We start from the raw sequence: 16,696 nt of genomic DNA on the forward strand, positions 1-16,696 counted from the left end.
CGAGGTCGTCGTCACGCTCCTACAGCCTTATCTGCAGCCCGATAATTATTAAAGGTAATTACGGGATGTTGTACTAGTCGAGCGCAGCCGCGGCACGGCTAGCAATGCTGACGTCGCGAATTAAAACGGTGACCTCATGCAGCGGACCTGACCAACGACGACCAACTGTTCGAGCCGTGGCGGGCAAGTCCCGGCCAGTTTGAGACAGTGAGCGATGCTCCGAAGCTGACGCCTCAACGGCCGTTTTATCCCGGATACCCGACAACCTTGGCAGCCCTTGTGCGGTCGGGTACCGCTCCCCGCAGGTTCAATCCTCATCTTCTTGTGGCCCAACGAGAGTTGCGCATCAGAGCGCTGAAGTCTCGACGGGCGAAGTGGGGATCCTCATAAGCCATGACATCCGCCAAGCGCGTACCCTGAGTGGTTTCAGGCCGATGCTTCAGGCTGTCATAGAGGGCACGCATGAAGACCTCCGCGAAGTCGGACGGATGAGGGTAAGCCCTCTCGATGGCGTCTCGCTGCTCGACGGTGAAATCGTCATAGCCCGCACCCACCAGATCCATGTTCGCTCCCTGAGCAACAAGTGCTGCCAGCGGTGATACCTGCGAGGGGATACCGTTCGTTGTATGTAGCGCAATCGCAAGCCAAACCTGCTCGCTTGCAGCTTCCGACAACCCGTGGCTTCGCAAGAATTGGCGAGCGGCGTTCGCGCCATCTACCTCGTATCAGAGATGGCTTTGAGAATAGCGCTTCGTCAGGCCGTAATCATGAAACATCGCCGCAACATACAGAAGCTCTGGATCGTAAGGGAGGCCATTTCGTTGCGCATATAACGCAGCCCAGTAGTAGACGCGCGCTGAATGCTGGAAGAGGAAATCTCCCTCGGAATCCCGGATAAATTGAGTGGCGTCGCGTGCCAGTTCGCTGTCGGGGATTACTACGTCCGAGATTCTATTGGCCGTTTCCGCGACTTGCAGTCCAGCTGCAAATGCGAGATCAGCGGCCCGCACGCTGGGCGCTCGAACAGAGAATAAGCTAAACACCAGAAGCAAGGCGCAAGCCGTTCTCAAAACGCTACCGAATTTCATAATGCAACTCCTTTCCAACCACCGGATCGCTGCTTAGCTCGTGTCCGGCGAACAATGGTAGTGCATTGCCCAGCGTCGTTTGACGATGCGCTAATATGACGACGGACAATGGTCAGTCAGCAGTTAAAGTGTTGATGCGTAGGCTCCTCTCATGTACAGGCGTAGTGCGAGTCGTTCCATGCGTTGCCAAGGATGATGCTGCAGAAGTTCATCCGGCGAAAACTCGGGTCCTTCAGAAAAACTTCAAGGAGCAATTATCGATGCGTTCAATGAGGGAAATGAAGCATCGACCCGATTCGACTTTCGGAACGGTAAACGACGACGTCCTTGCTGCTTTGTTAGCCCGATGTCATGAAACATCGCACCGATGTAGAGAAGTTCACGGTCGTATTGCAACTGCCTGCGCTCCCCCGTCAGGGCGCCAAACGGAAAAACGCGAGTAGAGTGATGGAAAAGCTGTTCCGACTCTGTGTCGCGGATGAGCTCGGTGGCCTGACGTGCCATCGCGCTGTCGGGTATCTTGATGCCTGCGATGATCGTCATGTCGATGACTCCAAGGATACTTAGGTATGCTTTGGAATGTGTTTGGGGCTGCGTTGGAGAATGCGCGCGGCGTCTGTTGATTCCGAAGCGCTGCCTTGTGGTGCAAATCTACGTGGCGTGTTACGTTTCCAGCACAGCCTGAGGCGCGTTCCGGAAGCTGATTGCCATACGGTTATACATATTCATCAGGCCGATCGCGATGGTCAGATCGACCAGTTCGCGCTCGTTGAACACTGTGCGGGCAGCCTCATAAGACGCGTCTGGCACACCAGTCTGTGCCATCAGCGTGACTGACTCCGCCCATGCGAGTGCTGCGCGCTCGCGGTCATCGAACAAATGGCCCGCTTCCCTCCATGCCTGCACAAGCGCCAGCTTTTCGACCTTCACGCCCTTTCGCAGCAGGTCGCGTGTATGCATGTCGAGGCAATAGGCGCAGTTGTTGATCTGCGAGACGCGCAGGTAGACGAGATCCACGAGAACCGGCGACAGGTTGCTCTGCATGACGTAGCCGTAGACGCCGCCAATTGCTTTTACGCCGGCGGGCGCAATCTGGGTGTAGTCGAGACGCTTGCTCATGATGTAACTCCTTGATGCGATGATTTACTTGATGGGGGTAGTCAGGGCTTGGTCGTTGCTGTCCGTAACGAAGACGGCGAGCAGCTTCGCAGGCTTTGTTTCGCTCGCGTTGCGGCTTATGCGGTGAACTGCGCCTGGCTCTTCGAAGAAGCTCTCGCCAGCGCGGTAAATGCGCTTCGGACGGTCGTCTACCTGCGACTCAACCTCGCCCGACACAACATATGCATAGATGAAAGCTGTGCCCGCATGTTTGTGAGCGGGCGACGCCGCCCCCGGCGGGTAATCGACGACGACAGCGGTCAACGACTTCCCCGGAACGTTGGGAATGGCGTGCTGAAAGTTCGGTGTGACCGTTTCGGTCCCGCCATGCGCCGACGCCGGCACGCCGATGGCGAAGGCGATGGCTGCGCCGACGGCTCGCGCGATAGATGGGATGTTCATGATGTCTGCTCCTTTGTGTTGCTCCATTGTCATGCGACGTTGGGGCACGCAAAAGCACCAGGAATGAACAATTTCGATGTACCAAGAAGCCAGCACGGGTCGGACGCTGGTCAGTGGCGCCCGCGGACGATTTCGAGGAGGCGAGAACAGCTGGCCGCCACTGTTCTTTCATTGAGATTCGTGACACCGAGCAGCAGCCCCTGTTGCGCGGGCTTGCGTGTGTACCAAGGAGAGAGAGGAACCGGCGCCAACCCGAATAGTCGGGCCCGGGAAGCGATATCCGTATCCGATACGGATTGAGGCAGCGCGGCTACCACAGTCATGCCTGCCGCGGCATGGACTCTGATTGATTCCGAAGCCAGTTCATTCAGACAACGGACCAGTGTTGCCTGTCGGGCACCATAGAGGCGCTTCATACGCCGCAGATGGCGGAGGTAGTGTCCATCATGCATGAACTCAGTTACGGCGTGCTGCACAGATGAAGTTGGTGCGGGCGCGAGGCTCGCCGCGACTTCGCCGAGCCGGCGCGTCATGGCGAGCGGAACAACAAGAAATCCCAGGCGCAGTGCCGGGGTAATCGTCTTGCTGAAGGTGCCGATGTGCATTACCCGACCCTCCTGATCCAGCGAGGCCAGTGCCGGTGCGGCCCGTCCTTTCAGCTGCAGCTCACCGAGATAATCGTCTTCGATGATCCAGGCGTCGTGCTGTTTGGCCCAGTCGAGCAGTGAGATACGTCGAGGGAGCGACATCGTCATTCCGAGTGGCGCTTGCTGGCCCGGTGTCACCACTGCAAGGGAAGCTTCAGGAGCGATTCGGATGCCTGTGTCGATATCGAGCCCGTCTGCATCCACGGGCACCCCTGCCACGGTCATCCCCGCCAGCCCAAGCGCCGTACGGGTGAGAGGAAAGCCAGGATCTTCTATCCAGGCCTGTCGGCCTTCCATTTGCAAGCCGCGAATCGCTAGGTTCAGCGCGCCGGCGAATCCTGCCGTGACGAATACTTGCGAGGGACTGCATCGAAGCCCGCGTGAAACGGCGAGATACGACGCGATCTCCTGCCGCAACTCGGGCTCGCCCCTCGGATCGGGATATCCGACGGGAGCCGCTGCGGCCCGGCGTGCCGCTCGTGACTGAATACGCGCCCACAGCTTGAACGGGAAGGCGTCCTGGGAGGGCACGCCCATCTGAAACGCTAAAGGCGCCGTGCTGAAGTCGTAAAACAGATCCGGAAGCGGTGGTGCGTCAGGCGCCCACCTGGTTGTCGCCGGCAAGGGACGCGCGGCGACCCGAGTTCCAGCAGCGCCCAAGCCGATCGCGAACTGCTCGTCGATCAAACGCTCATAGGCGGCCCGCACGGTGCCCCGGGACACACCAAGTTGAGCAGCCAAATCCGACCAGGAAGGCAGCCGCGCGCCGGCGGCAAGCTGTCCCGACTCGATTGCACTTCGAATCGAACCGTAAATTTGCGCGGACAGCGGGATGCGTCCGGCGCGATCGAGGCTTACAGAGAGCGTTGCCATGGGCGCCATAGTACATTGGAATTCTCCAAACTTAGGCCTTTTCCATGACCTATGGCAGGCGTAATTTGTTCGGTGTAGCGCCCTCTAGACCCTTCCGGTGCGGAATGGCCGGCGTAGGGCGGTCCGGAAGTCAAGCGTGCAGCAGGAACCGCACGTTCTTCACAGCCCGAGGACATCGATGAAGCAACATAAAGCAGCGCCAGCGAATCAAATGCCCGACATCGTCATTCCTGACAGTCAGCTAGTGCGGGAGGTGACTCAGCTTATCCGCGACACAGAAAGCGAACTGCTGTTTAACCACTCGACCCGCGTCTACCTCTGGGGCGCGCTGTTGGGCAAAAGGAAGCGCATCACCTTCGACCAGGAGCTCCTCTACGTGGCCGCCATGTTCCACGACATCGGTTTGACGCCGGCCTATCGCGAAAGCGAACTGCGTTTTGAGGTCGACGGCGCCAACGCTGCGCGCGATTTTCTGCGCAGCCATCATGTTGAAGAGGCGGACGTAGCCAAGGTATGGACCGCTGTAGCGCTCCATACGACGCCGGGCATCCCTGAGCACATGCACGGCGAGATCGCGCTGGTGCAAGCCGGCGCCGGAATGGACGTGGCGGGACGGGGCTTTGATGACTTCACAGAGGAACAGCGAGCGGCGGTCGTCGCAAGCTTTCCGCGCGGCGACGATTTCGCCGGAAAGATGATCGACGCCTTCTACGACGGCATGAAGCATCGCCCAGGCACCACGTTCGGGACGTTCAACGACGATTTCTTGGCGTGGAACGATCCGGGCTTCGAGCGCGCGAATCTGTGCAGCATCATCCTGAATTCCCGGTGGCGCTGCACGTGTTCGGCGACCCATTGAGGCCCACTCTGGTATGCCGCCCAGGATTTTCAATGTTCACACATGCTCGCCGCCAGGGACATAAGGACATCCGGCGCGTCGGACGCGCGTGCGGGACCCGTGACCTTGGTCTGACCGATCGCAATGCGACGGCACGGGCGCTCGGCACCGGCCAACAGGCCGCCGGCCGCGTCATCGACGGCGCAATCGAAGGCATAATGCTCGGCGAGCCCATCCACGGCGTCAAGAAGCTGAAGTCCGCGGCGATCGCGGCCACGGCGCGAGGCGTTCATTGCCGGCCGCGCTCGGCGCAGTCGCGCGCGGGCTCCTACCAGCAGGAAGTTCGGAAAAGCCCCTCATAGCGGATTTTTTGAGATAGCACCGGGCATGAGGCTGGCAACTGTATGCCGTAGCCAGACGTTGCCGGGATCGCTGTGAAAACGTGCGTGCCAATGCTGCTTCACTGAATAGCGAGGCAGTTCAAAGGGAACGATCAAGTATCGAATGGGCTCGCGCGATACCATCGCCAAGGCGTAATATCGTGGCACGGTCGCGAGCAACTCAGTCTCGCTCACTATCTGCGCAACGGCCAGAAAGCTCGGCACTCGCAATGCGATGTCTCGGGTGACACCAGCAGATGTCAAAGCCTTCTCGACCATCGCGGTATGTCCCGTTGCCGGATTGAAAACCTCCACGTGTCGTTCGGCGACATAGGTGCTCTTGCCAAGCCGCTTGCCAATACGCGGGTGCGAAAGGCTCGCAATACACAGAAAGTCCTGTTCGAACAGGGCTTGCTGATAGAAGCCGGCATCGAGCTGCGGCATATAACCGACCGCCAAATCGACGGCGCCGTCTTCAAGCCTTCGAGGACTGTCTGGATTGATCTTCTCGGCCTCGATATGAATCCTCGGCGCCTGCGATTGCAGGTGTCCAAGCAGCCGCGGGAGCAGAGCAGTTTCGCCGAGATCGGTCATGCACACACGGAACGTCCGGTGTGAACTGGTCGGTTCAAAGGCGAGCGCGCCTGTACGCGCGACTTCCAAATCTTCACGAACTTTTTGAAGCACCGGTTGCAGCGCGACTGCGCGTGGCGTTGGCAACATGCCGCGTGACGTCCGCACAAAGAGTTGATCGCCGTAATAGTCTCGCAGCCGATTGAGCGCAGTGCTGGCCGCGCCTTGAGTCATGCCGAGCCTGTCCGCAGCGCTTGTCACACTGAGTGTCTTGTAGATCTCATCGAAAACCCAGATCCATTCCACGTCGAGCGAAGCCATTTTTTCATTCCCAGTAATATCGAAAATTTCGATAGGCGGTATCCCGCTACTCGGTTGTCTCGATAGTAGCGCGATGGAAGAATACACGCATCAACATAGATCTCTGAACCCAATGTGACTTACGATCAAGCTCGATTGAATATGTCAACCATGCACAACAGCCATTGGCTGCAAACCGAACGATCTGCCAGCACACTCCCTGGTCAAATCTGGCGCTGGGACGCTGTCGATATTGCCGCACAGGTGCGCGCGCGTTCCGTCTCTTGTGTGGAGGTGCTGAAGGCGTTTCATCAGCGGATCGATTCGATCAATCCGCGACTCAACGCCATCGTTCATGAGGATCGAGAACGGGCTCTCGACACCGCGAATCAGGCAGACGCTCAATTGCGCAGCGCGCCGCATCAGACAGGCATTCTGCACGGCGTGCCCTTGACGGTAAAGCTGAACGTCGATGTAGCGGGCGAAGCCACGACGAACGGGAATCCGGCTTACGTGCAACACATTGCACCGGCGGACAGTTCCGTGGTTGCCAACTTGCGTAGTGCTGGCGCAAACATCATCGGCCGCTCGAACGTACCGCCGTTCTCGTTCAGGTGGTTCACAGAAAACCCGCTATACGGCAGGACGCTGAATCCCTGGCGGGCCGACATTACTTCGGGCGGGTCGAGCGGCGGCGCCGCTGTATCGGTCGCAACGGGCATGTGCGCGCTTGCGCATGGCACCGACATCGCCGGGTCGATTCGCTATCCTGCGTACGTCAACGGTGTAGTCGGCCTCCGCACCACGCCGGGACGCGTGCCCGCCTATCATCCGACTGTCAGGCAGCGCTTCTTTGGCCTTCAATCGATGTCTGCGCAGGGCCCGTTGGCCCGGTCGGTCGCCGACGTGCTGCTCGGACTACGTGCGATGGCCGCCGCCGACACGCGCGACGCGACGTGGGTCAATGCGCGTATGGAACACGCCGATGATCATTCGGCAGTGGTGGTCGCCCTGGTCGACGAAGTGCTCGAAGCGACCGTCTCCCCCGAAATCAAGATCGCATTGGGGGAAGCAGCGAAAGCGCTTGCGGATGCCGGCTATATCGTCGAGCGGGCAAATCCTCCGGAGATCGGGCAGTGCGTAGACGTGTGGCAATCGATCGTCATGACAGAGGTTCGCCTCGGTATGCTTTCCGCCGTGGATTCGATGGAAGACCCGGATATCAAACGATCGATTCACAACATGGTTGATTGCGCGCCAGTTGTCGATCTTGGAGGTTACATTCGCGCCATCGCACGGCGGGACGAATTGCGTCGTAAGTGGAACGAGTTTCTTGGCCGTTATCCAATCGTACTCTTGCCGAGTTCATGCCGCCTGCCTCAACCGTGGGGTGCAGACCTTGGAACGATCGAAGAGATGCGCGTACTCATAGCTGCGCAGAGTCCCCTGATGGCCACCGCGGCACTCGGCCTTCCAGGCATCAGCGTTCCGATGGGTTTGAGTGGTGGACTACCGGTCGGTGTGCAACTGGTGGCCGACAGCTTTCGGGAGTTGCGTCTGCTGGCCGCCGCGTCCGTCATTGAGCGTTATAAAGGCGATACGTCAGCACTAAACTACGGGGCGGGCTGAGTAACGCGAGCCGAATAAATAGTCACTCACACGTCGGACGTACATCGTAGTGCGAATGAATAATAACGTTAAAGTCGAACAATCAGGAGATGATTCATGTCGTCGGATAACACGCTATCTGAAGTCCTGGATGTACAGTACTTCATCGATCATCAAAGGTTTTCACCTTATCAGTGGCTCATCCTGGCGCTATGCTTCATGATCGTGGCTGCCGACGGGTTCGACACAGCGGCAGCCGGATTCGTTGCACCGGTACTCGCCAAGGAATGGGGGCTGACCTGGGTCCAGCTCGGTCCCGTGTTGAGTGCCGCACTCATCGGATCTGTAGTCGGCGCGCTTGTAGCAGGCCCCCTTGCGGATCAGATCGGTCGAAAGCGAGTCTTGGTCGGTTCCGTCGTCATCTTTGGCGCGCTCAGTCTTGCGTCGGTGCAGGCCAGTTCCATCGAAGCCTTGACGCTCTTTCGCCTCGGTTGCGGAATTGGCTTGGGCGCGGCCATGCCGAACGCAACGACACTGATTTCCGAATACGTACCGGCAAAGCACCGGGGACTGCTTGTCAACGTGATGTTTTGCGGCTTCACGATAGGCGCTTCCGCTGGCGGATTTGCAGCCGCTCTGCTGATACCGGCGTTCGGATGGACAAGCGTATTCTTCGCCGGTGGCGTCGTGCCGCTGCTGCTTGCAGTCGTGCTGCTTGCCTGTCTGCCCGAGTCGGTTCGCTTCATGGTCACCAAGTCATGGCCCGCGGCCAGCATCAACATGGTACTCGGTCGAATTGCGGGTACACCGGTGGAAGCATCCCGATTCAAGCTTCATGAAGGCACCGAGATGGAGAACCACACGCCCGTCCTGTTGATCTTGTCGACGCGGTATCGCACGGGAACCCTGTTGCTGTGGCTCACGTATTTCATGGGTCTGCTCGTCTACTTTCTGCTGACCAGCTGGCTTCCGACCTTGTTGAAGGACAGCGGGACGACATTGAAGCAGGCATCCCTGATTACGGCGTTGTTCCCACTCGGCGGCGGTATTGGATCGGTCGTCTGCGGATACGCCATGGACCGCGTCAACACTCATCGCGTAGTTGCTGCCGCTTACGTGCTGACCGGTGGCCTGCTTTGGGGCATTGGACAGCTTACCGGCGAGGTGGTCTTGATTGGCGTGCTGATATTTGTCGCCGGTAGCTGCCTGAACGGTGCGCAGGTTTCCATGCCGGTGATCGCTGCGGACTTTTATCCAACGAATGGGCGAGCATCCGGTATAGCGTGGATGCTCGGAACCGGCCGCATTGGCGGGATCGTTGGCTCGATGGCGGGCGCCAACCTTCTGCAAGCCGGCCTTGGCCTCGGCGCCATCGTTAGCATGCTTGCGATTCCAAGCTTCATCGCGGCCTTCGCTCTTTTGATGAAGGATTTTGTAGCGTACAAGCAATCGCATGCGCCTGTCATTTCAGAACAACTTACACCCGGTTCGGAATAGCACAGGTTGCTAGGAGATAGCGAGCTACGGCACTATTGGCATAACGCATAGGATAGCGAATCAATCGGGCGGTTCGAATTTTGTGGATTGAGACGCAATGAAAAGAGTGTTGATCGGCTTGTTCGCTGGCTTGGGCTGGATGAGTGGCTACGCGTTTGGGCAAAGCGTGCAGCTTTATGGAATCGTCGATACAGGTATCGAATATGTCACGCACGCCGGCAATCCTGGCGGCAGCCTCGTTAGGATGCCCGCCGTCACCGGCTCCACTCCTTCACGTTGGGGATTGCGCGGGTCCGAGCCAATAGGAGGGGATTATTCCGTGAAATTTAATCTGGAAAACTCCTTCAATCTCCGGGCCGGAGATCTCAATCAAGGCGGGCGTCTCTTCGGCCGCCAGGCGTGGGTCGGGATCTCAGGACCAACGGGTTCGTGGTTCTTCGGCCGACAGAACACGGCTACGCTCTACACGATTTTGGATAACGATGTCATGGGTCCTGCAATCTATGGGATCGGCTCCATTGACGCGTACGTTCCTAATGCTCGGAGCGACAATGCGGTTGGATATCTGGGTACATTCCGCAATTTCACGATAGGAGCGACATATTCGTTTGGTAGAGATGCGGTCGGGGGCAATACGCCGGGGCAAGGCCTGTGCGCCGGATCGCTACCGGGCGCGCCGACCGAATGCCGACAGTGGACAACCATGATCAAGTATGACGGGCCAACGTTCGGCGGCGGGATCTCGTACGACGAGCAGCGAGGCGGGACAGGGGCCGCTGCCAACTTCTTTGATGGGATGCCGCCCGTGCCGATGGCTAGTGCAACTGACGTCGATGCGCGGTTGCTGGTCGCGGCGCATGTCGCGTTCGGCAAGGCAAAGGCCGAAGGCGGCTGGCTGCATCGCAACACCGGGAATGAATCTTCTCAGCCGGATATACGCTCGGACATCATATTCGGTGGACTCTCATATCAGGTGACACCTTCGACCGTTGCCGAGGCGGAGGTGATCCGAGTTATCAATAGGCAGCACGATACTCGCGCAACCTTATCCACCGTGCGCGGATTCTATCTGCTTTCGAAGCGTACGGCGCTGTATGCGCAAATGGGCTACCTCTGGAATAGTAGCCAGGCTGCGTACACGATCAGCGCGGGCGGAGGCGGCAGCACGCCACGCCGCGGTGCTAATCAGCTAGGCGCGGTGATCGGCATGCGGCAATTGTTCTAGCGCATGATCTTGAGCCGCCCCACCCGTTTTTCCCGACCTTCCGAGGTACGTCCGAATGAAGACATCTTCAAGATCCATTGCGACCGCAAACGGCTCGCTACTCCGTTCCCGACTGATATCCCTGTCCATTTCGATTGGTGCAGCGCTCGCGTCCGTCTCTAGCGCAACGCTTGCCGATTCGGCCAGTCAGAGCATGAACAGCATGAATGCCACGCGGGACGACTACTTCCACACAGGCGCCGGTGCGCGGTATTTGCGCAGAGCGGAGACAGACATCGTCGTGCAACCGCTTCGCGGCAACATTACGGAGTTGATGGGATCGGGCGGCAATATCACCGTTCTGTGCGGCAAGGAAGGAAAATTCCTCGTCGATACAGGCATCAGCAAATCGAAGCAGAAACTGCGAGCCGCACTCGATGAAATCGGTCCCGCACCGTTGAGATACGTGGTCGATACGCATTGGCACTGGGACCATACCGACGGCAACGGCTGGATGCACGAAGCTGGCGCCACGGTCGTTGCGCACAGGAACACCTTGAAGCATCTCAGCGAAACGACTCATGTCGATGCGTGGAACTGGACGTTCGAGCCCGTGCCGGAAAGTGCAAGGCCGACGCTCGTTATCGACGACAAGAGGACGTTCTCATTCGAGGGAAGCACCATCGAAGTCGAGAATTTTGGGGGCGGCCATACGGACGGGGACCTGTGGGTATATTTCAAGGAGGCCGACGTGCTGGCTCTGGGCGATACTTTCTGGAACGGCTTTTATCCGTACATTGATAACGAGGATGGCGGCAGCATCGATGGCGCGATCAAGTGGGCTAATAAAGCAATCGCGCGCACGACCGAGCACACGATCGTGATACCCGGCCACGGTCCTGTCGGTACGCGCAGTCAACTGATCGCATTCCGTGACATGCTGGTCATGGTACGCGGCAACGTCGCGGCGCTGAAACGACAAGGCAAGTCACTTGACGAAATCGTCGCGGCGAAGCCGACGGCCGCTTTCGACGCTGTCTGGGGAAATTTTGTCTTCAGCGGCGCTCAGTTCACGAAGATGGTTTATGCCGGTCTTTAAGCGATCGCTTATCTGCCCACCGCCCCTGTCGCGAGGATGAATTCGATTGAGGACAAGAAATTCGAGAAGCTGGCTAGTCGTGAAAATCTCCCGACCGGGCGGCCGACGCGGCCCGACTTCACTTCTCAAATATGCGTTGCACAGTTCTATGAGTGGAGATTGCCTGGCTATTTGAATACGCTATCCTGTTTCTGATGTCTCAGGCCGGATCCTTCGGGTCCGGATTTACGAGCGCTATCGATAGGTAGCGCTCTTTTTTTAGGCGGCATCGCAATAGATTCTTGTGACCGCAACGCGTCAGCACCAACATCGGTGACCGCCGTCGGACTTTTCGATGTCGCCTTATGCTTAGGAGCGGTCCCACATGTCGCTCAGACCTGAGTGGCTCTTCAGGGTCGTCGGGACGTGACGCCCGCGGAAGCGGGGCCGCCTCGCGGCGGCTAAGAGGGCGGGTCGTTTCGCCGCGGGACAGATCACGTCCGTCCGCAGCCCGTATGCCCTCCTATGAAAGACCGAACGAGACACGCCGGCCAACAGGCGGCATTCGAGCAAGGCAAACCGGCCTCCGGCTCGCGGGCCGAGACCGGCTGTTAGAGCGAGGGTGGTGGGCGGTTGTGCAGGTTGAGCTGAGTCCGTCAAAGCCGATGCGTGACCGCGAGTGTACAAACGAATACGCACGCGATGAGCGCAATCGCTCGTTAGTGGCCGCGACAAAAGCGGCCGCAGTATCGACGTCATTAGTGATCTGCGCGACGCTGTTGAGTCGGCCGTCGATATGCAACTTCGCGAGCCCATTCCGTCATTTCGATTGCGGGCTCGAGGCAGGGTTGAGCGCAGGAGCGACGGCAGGCGAGGGGATAGGTCTGCATTCGATCATGCTTCCGCTCAGAGCCTGCCGCTTCAATCGTCGAAGAGTGCAGGGTCCTCTGCCTCGCCTTGCTCTGCGTGAGCTACGCTATGAGGGGGCCAGAAACCAGCAATATAGTAAGTGACCTCATACAACCTCCGAGAACGGAGTGTGTAACTCTTGCCTCACGCAATGTAGCGACATGCCCGCGCTAGCGAGTCTCGCACGCTATAACGGTAGTTTTTCTGGGGTTCATGAGCGTACGCGTGCACGCGCAATGGGTTACTTGCGGATGCTGGCAAAGAGACACTCACGCGGACATCCGCTTCTGCCCCACCTATACTTCGACGAGACGAACGCACTTCGAGACGGCGCATGGCCGTTCGCCGCTTTTGAATGGCCGAGGAGAAACGATCATGGAATACGATGAACAAGCGATCGAAAACTTCATGGCACGAATGGTCGGTGAATTTGGCGCAGTTGCGTCTGCGCCGTTGATCGCGCTGGGCGATCGGCTGGGTTTGTACAAGGCGATGACGGAACAGGGCTGGATGACATCATTGCAGCTTGCTGCGCGCACGCAAATGGCCGAGCGATATGTGCGCGAATGGCTCGGTGCGCAGGCAGCCTCCGGCATTATCGACTACGACGCGACGACGCAATGCTTTCGGCTGTCCAATGAGATGGCGATGTGCTTCGCCGTCGAAACGAGTCCTACCTTCGTGCCCGGGTTTTCCGACTGCGCGGAAGCGATGTTCCGCGCGTTGCCGAAACTGGAAGCCGCGTTCCGTACAGGACTCGGCGTCGGCTGGCACGAGCACCATTCGTCACTGTTCAAAGGCATAGAGCGGTTCTTCAGGCCGGGTTATGCCGTTCATCTCGTTGCCGAATGGATCCCATCGATGGAAGGGGTCGCGGCGCGCCTCGCGCGCCCGGGTGCGCGCGTCGCAGACGTCGGGTGCGGCCATGGCGCATCGACCATTTTGATGGCTCAGGCTTACCCGCAAGCGAGCTTCTTCGGCTTTGATTATCACGCGCCGTCGATTGAGCGGGCACGTGCCGCCGCTAACGAAGCGGGCGTGCGAGAACGGCTCACTTTCGAAGTCGCGAGCGCCCAACAGTTCACGGGCAAAGACTACGATCTCGTCACATTTTTCGATTGCCTGCACGACATGGGCGATCCTGTGGGGGCGGCGGCGCATGTGCTCAAAACGCTCGCTCCTGACGGCTCATGGATGATCGTAGAACCGTTCGCGGGCGATCGACTGGAAGACAACCTGAACCCCGTCGGGTGTGTGTATTACTCGGGGTCCACGATGTTCTGCACCGGTGTGTCTCTCTCGCAGGAAGGCAGAATGGCGCTGGGCGCGCAGGCGGGTGAGGTGCGTATCCGGGACGTCGTGACCCGGGGTGGTTTCAAGCGGTTTCGCCGCACCACGCAAACGCCGTTCAATATGGTCTTTCAGGCGCAAGCCTGACGACGCGCTTGCCGTCTGAACGCTAGCCGGACGCGTCGAGTTCGCTCGTCCCGGCAAACCCTTTGCGAGGCGGATGCATCCGTTGCAGCCTGATGCAGTACGACGGCGTGACTGCGCGCAGATTCGCTCATAGAAAAACAGCGGTAACGGAATGCGGCCGGAAACGTGGCTCGCCGTTAGCATGGAGATCCGGCTCTTTCGCCTACCGTGATAACGGCACGACAGGGGAAACCTTGAGTCGGCGGCGGCAAGTGTTCAAGCAATCCATCGGTCTGCCGTTATCAAGTGGGCGACCACCCATTGGCAACGGCGTCTGCTTGAGCGGCGCATTTATTACGACGCCGGCAAGACGAGCTTTGGTACGATGGACAGTGCTCCTACAGTTGCCGCCCTAAGCGGCTCGATCAGCGAAACGGGCGAGTTGCTTCCGTTGTTGCAAGCTTGGGCGATTGGCAGTGCGTTCGTCGCTGTCTACGACGACCGCGATCACGTCCGCTATGCGAATGACGGGTTCCTGCGGGCGTTCAACATCAACATTGGCGAAGTCGCCACGTTCGAAAGTATCATCCGCGGAAGCTTTGAAGGCACGAGGGGAGTGCGTATTAATGCACAAGACCCGCTTTTGTTCATCGCCGACGCACAACTGCGACGGCGTCCATCTCCTCCTGTGCCGCGTCAGCGTTCGTTCCCGGTCGACTTCTTGGACGGAAGCTGGTTCTGGTGTACCGAAACGCTGCTGCCCAGCGGCTGGATCGTCCTCACCGGTGCGGATATCACCTCGCTAAAGCAAACGGAACGCGAGCTGGCTGCAGCGCGCGACAGTGCGCTGACGCTCAGCCGGGTCGATGAGTTGACGGGTGTGGCGAATCGCCGATTCGCCTTATCGAAACTTGGCGGCATGCTGAAAAGCGTCGGCAGCGAGGTGACGCATCTCAGCGTGGCGCTTCTGGATCTCGATCACTTCAAATCCATCAACGACACATTTGGTCACGAGACCGGCGATATTATGCTGCGTCATTTCGCCAAGCACTGCGTATCATGTGTGCGGGGCGAGGATGTGGTAGGCCGGCTCGGCGGAGAGGAGTTCGTCATCCTGCTGCCGGGCATCAGCTCCGAAAAAGCCAAAGTAGTGCTGGATCGAATCTTAGCGACGGTTCCCCCGGTGAGTGTCAAGCATTGCCAGCCTGCTCGCATTGCCCTTGCGTTTTCTGCGGGCGTGGCGCAGGCATACTTCAAGGAGCGCCCAGAAGAAGTGCTCGCACGCGCGGACAAAGCGCTCTATGCCGCGAAGCACGCGGGAAGGAACCGGGTCGAAGTCGCTGTCGAATCGTCCCGCCGTGATGGGACCCCGGAAAGGTGTGACCTCGTCGCTCAGCATTGGCCGCGGTGCCAGGGTAGACTATCCTGAGCTTGCCTAATCCCTGAGTTTGGATCATGGATAAGTCGCACGTCTCTAGAGCTGCGCAGGTTGGACCAACTGATCCATTCCTGCGTGGACCTTTTAGAGAACCAACAAGAGCGCGTAGAGAAAGGCCACGTCACTGAGGAGTCTCAGCGGTTGCTAGCTAATTTGATGGAATCGATGGTCTTGCTATCGCGGGTACGTTCCTTCGTCCAAGGCGAGGCAGAGTCCGAGACTCGCGCTTTCAACGCGATTTCGGGTAGCTGTAGCGAAATTGGCCGCTACGTGTACCGTATCCCCGCCAATGATTGCAAGCTACGGAGGATGTAGCGAACAACGAGAAAGCGCCTGCTTCGTTTGAGACCCGACAGCCTCCAACGGGGGCGGTGACCAAGGTGAAAGAACCGAAGCTTACCGCTTTCAGCACGCGGAGGTTCAGTAAAGGGTGTGGGTGTGTCTCGGAGCTCGTCGCCTAATGTTTCCTTCGCGTGTTGTCCCGTCCGGTTCAGGTTACTTTGAAGCACAATGGGTACAGCGCCAGCGAGCCCGAGCACATTCGAACGTCAAACTGCCGTTGGCGAGCAACTCATTTCCGCGGAATCCCTCAGCGTTTATGGCGGGCCTAGCTCCGGATCGACTGCTTTTGCCGCCGAGCGGTAGAAGGCCCAGACGAAAGCACTATGAGAGTCCTTCGGCTCGGGATCGACGCTGCTGGTCGCGCACGAAATCCACCCGTCTGCCGTACCACACGGTGTGCCATCATGTCTGTATCATTCCGACCAATGGACACTGTCTCTTTTCCTGCCGTCGAACTTCCCTCAGTGCTCCAGCTGGGGAGCGCCCAGGCGGTCGACGAATCTCTCGTTCGTGCATTGTGGCGTGCAGAGGTACCCGGACTGACGTCGGCCGTCGTTTCATGTTGGGCCGCACTGCTGCGCGGCCGCGTGGAGGAATTCTCATCCCACGCTTCCGCTTGCCACTACTGGCTATTCGAACAGCTTTCCGGTGGAACAGGCTTACCCTACGGCCACCCAGACAGATGCTAAAGAAAGTGCACTGCGGCCGCGGCGCTGTCGAGCGAACGCGCCTTCGAGTCATGTCGGGTTCGGACGCGCGTCTTTTGTCGGCGCAAGCGCTGATCGCCGGGGTCGATGGAGTCCTCAACTAAGGGCCTGACGATCGTGTAGTTGTGCTCTCTTTCGTGCAGAAACCGTATCGCCTTGACCTAGTACGACATCCCCTAAATAGCTTGATTAAATAATTGTCTTGGCTATCATTTCGAAATGAGCCAAGGTCGTCATG

General features: G+C 58.7%; 12 protein-coding genes and 2 pseudogenes. 8 read left to right on the forward strand and 6 right to left on the reverse strand.

Going from position 1 to position 16,696, the window contains the following annotated elements:
* Window positions 1-314: 314 nt before the first annotated feature.
* The 5 genes and pseudogenes from NCT05_RS12780 to pdxR all read right to left on the reverse strand — a co-directional run bounded on the left by NCT05_RS12780 (window position 315) and on the right by pdxR (window position 4,168).
* A pseudogene (locus NCT05_RS12780) lies at window positions 315-1,088 on the reverse strand (HD domain-containing protein).
* Window positions 1,089-1,421: 333 nt separating this feature from the next.
* Window positions 1,422-1,631, reverse strand: a pseudogene (locus NCT05_RS37205) (HD domain-containing protein); the annotation flags it as partial.
* Between the two features lie 120 nt (window positions 1,632-1,751).
* A complete protein-coding gene (locus NCT05_RS12790) occupies window positions 1,752-2,207 on the reverse strand; it encodes a carboxymuconolactone decarboxylase family protein (RefSeq protein ID WP_250502400.1) in 456 nt (151 codons plus the stop codon).
* A gap of 24 nt (window positions 2,208-2,231) precedes the next feature.
* Window positions 2,232-2,648, reverse strand: coding sequence for a cupin domain-containing protein (locus tag NCT05_RS12795; protein WP_250502411.1), 417 nt, complete (start codon window positions 2,646-2,648; stop codon window positions 2,232-2,234).
* A gap of 110 nt (window positions 2,649-2,758) precedes the next feature.
* Window positions 2,759-4,168: a MocR-like pyridoxine biosynthesis transcription factor PdxR gene (gene pdxR, locus NCT05_RS12800; protein ID WP_250502401.1), complete on the reverse strand. Its 1,410-nt coding sequence runs from the start codon at window positions 4,166-4,168 to the stop codon at window positions 2,759-2,761.
* Window positions 4,169-4,346: 178 nt separating this feature from the next.
* Between pdxR and NCT05_RS12805 the strand changes: the two genes are divergently transcribed.
* Both NCT05_RS12805 and NCT05_RS12810 read left to right on the forward strand, forming a co-directional pair.
* Window positions 4,347-5,027, forward strand: coding sequence for an HD domain-containing protein (locus NCT05_RS12805; protein WP_250502402.1), 681 nt, complete (start codon window positions 4,347-4,349; stop codon window positions 5,025-5,027).
* Window positions 5,028-5,059: 32 nt separating this feature from the next.
* A complete protein-coding gene (locus NCT05_RS12810) occupies window positions 5,060-5,368 on the forward strand; it encodes a hypothetical protein (RefSeq protein ID WP_250502403.1) in 309 nt (102 codons plus the stop codon).
* Here NCT05_RS12810 and NCT05_RS12815 read toward each other — a convergent pair.
* A complete protein-coding gene (locus tag NCT05_RS12815; protein ID WP_250502404.1) occupies window positions 5,363-6,280 on the reverse strand; it encodes a LysR family transcriptional regulator in 918 nt (305 codons plus the stop codon). The genes NCT05_RS12810 and NCT05_RS12815 overlap by 6 nt on opposite strands.
* A gap of 141 nt (window positions 6,281-6,421) precedes the next feature.
* Between NCT05_RS12815 and NCT05_RS12820 the strand changes: the two genes are divergently transcribed.
* The 6 genes from NCT05_RS12820 (at window position 6,422) to NCT05_RS12845 (ending at window position 15,400) form a co-directional block, all read left to right on the forward strand.
* On the forward strand, window positions 6,422-7,888 hold the full coding sequence (locus NCT05_RS12820; RefSeq protein WP_250502405.1) for an amidase family protein: 1,467 nt from the start codon (window positions 6,422-6,424) through the stop codon (window positions 7,886-7,888).
* A gap of 96 nt (window positions 7,889-7,984) precedes the next feature.
* Window positions 7,985-9,364: an MFS transporter gene (locus tag NCT05_RS12825; RefSeq protein ID WP_250502406.1), complete on the forward strand. Its 1,380-nt coding sequence runs from the start codon at window positions 7,985-7,987 to the stop codon at window positions 9,362-9,364.
* A gap of 97 nt (window positions 9,365-9,461) precedes the next feature.
* A complete protein-coding gene (locus tag NCT05_RS12830; RefSeq protein WP_250502407.1) occupies window positions 9,462-10,589 on the forward strand; it encodes a porin in 1,128 nt (375 codons plus the stop codon).
* 55 nt (window positions 10,590-10,644) lie between these two features.
* Window positions 10,645-11,667 carry an MBL fold metallo-hydrolase gene (locus NCT05_RS12835; RefSeq protein WP_250502408.1) on the forward strand — a complete coding sequence of 341 codons (1,023 nt, stop codon included), beginning with the start codon at window positions 10,645-10,647 and terminating at the stop codon, window positions 11,665-11,667.
* A gap of 1,263 nt (window positions 11,668-12,930) precedes the next feature.
* The gene (locus tag NCT05_RS12840; RefSeq protein ID WP_250502409.1) at window positions 12,931-13,992 is read left to right on the forward strand and encodes a class I SAM-dependent methyltransferase; all 1,062 of its coding nucleotides are present in this window, start codon (window positions 12,931-12,933) and stop codon (window positions 13,990-13,992) included.
* A gap of 364 nt (window positions 13,993-14,356) precedes the next feature.
* Window positions 14,357-15,400 carry a GGDEF domain-containing protein gene (locus tag NCT05_RS12845; protein ID WP_250502410.1) on the forward strand — a complete coding sequence of 348 codons (1,044 nt, stop codon included), beginning with the start codon at window positions 14,357-14,359 and terminating at the stop codon, window positions 15,398-15,400.
* Window positions 15,401-16,696: the final 1,296 nt, after the last annotated feature.

It is taken from the genome of Caballeronia sp. AZ7_KS35 (assembly GCF_023631045.1).
In the GTDB taxonomy this organism is placed as follows: Bacteria; Pseudomonadota; Gammaproteobacteria; order Burkholderiales; family Burkholderiaceae; genus Caballeronia; species Caballeronia zhejiangensis.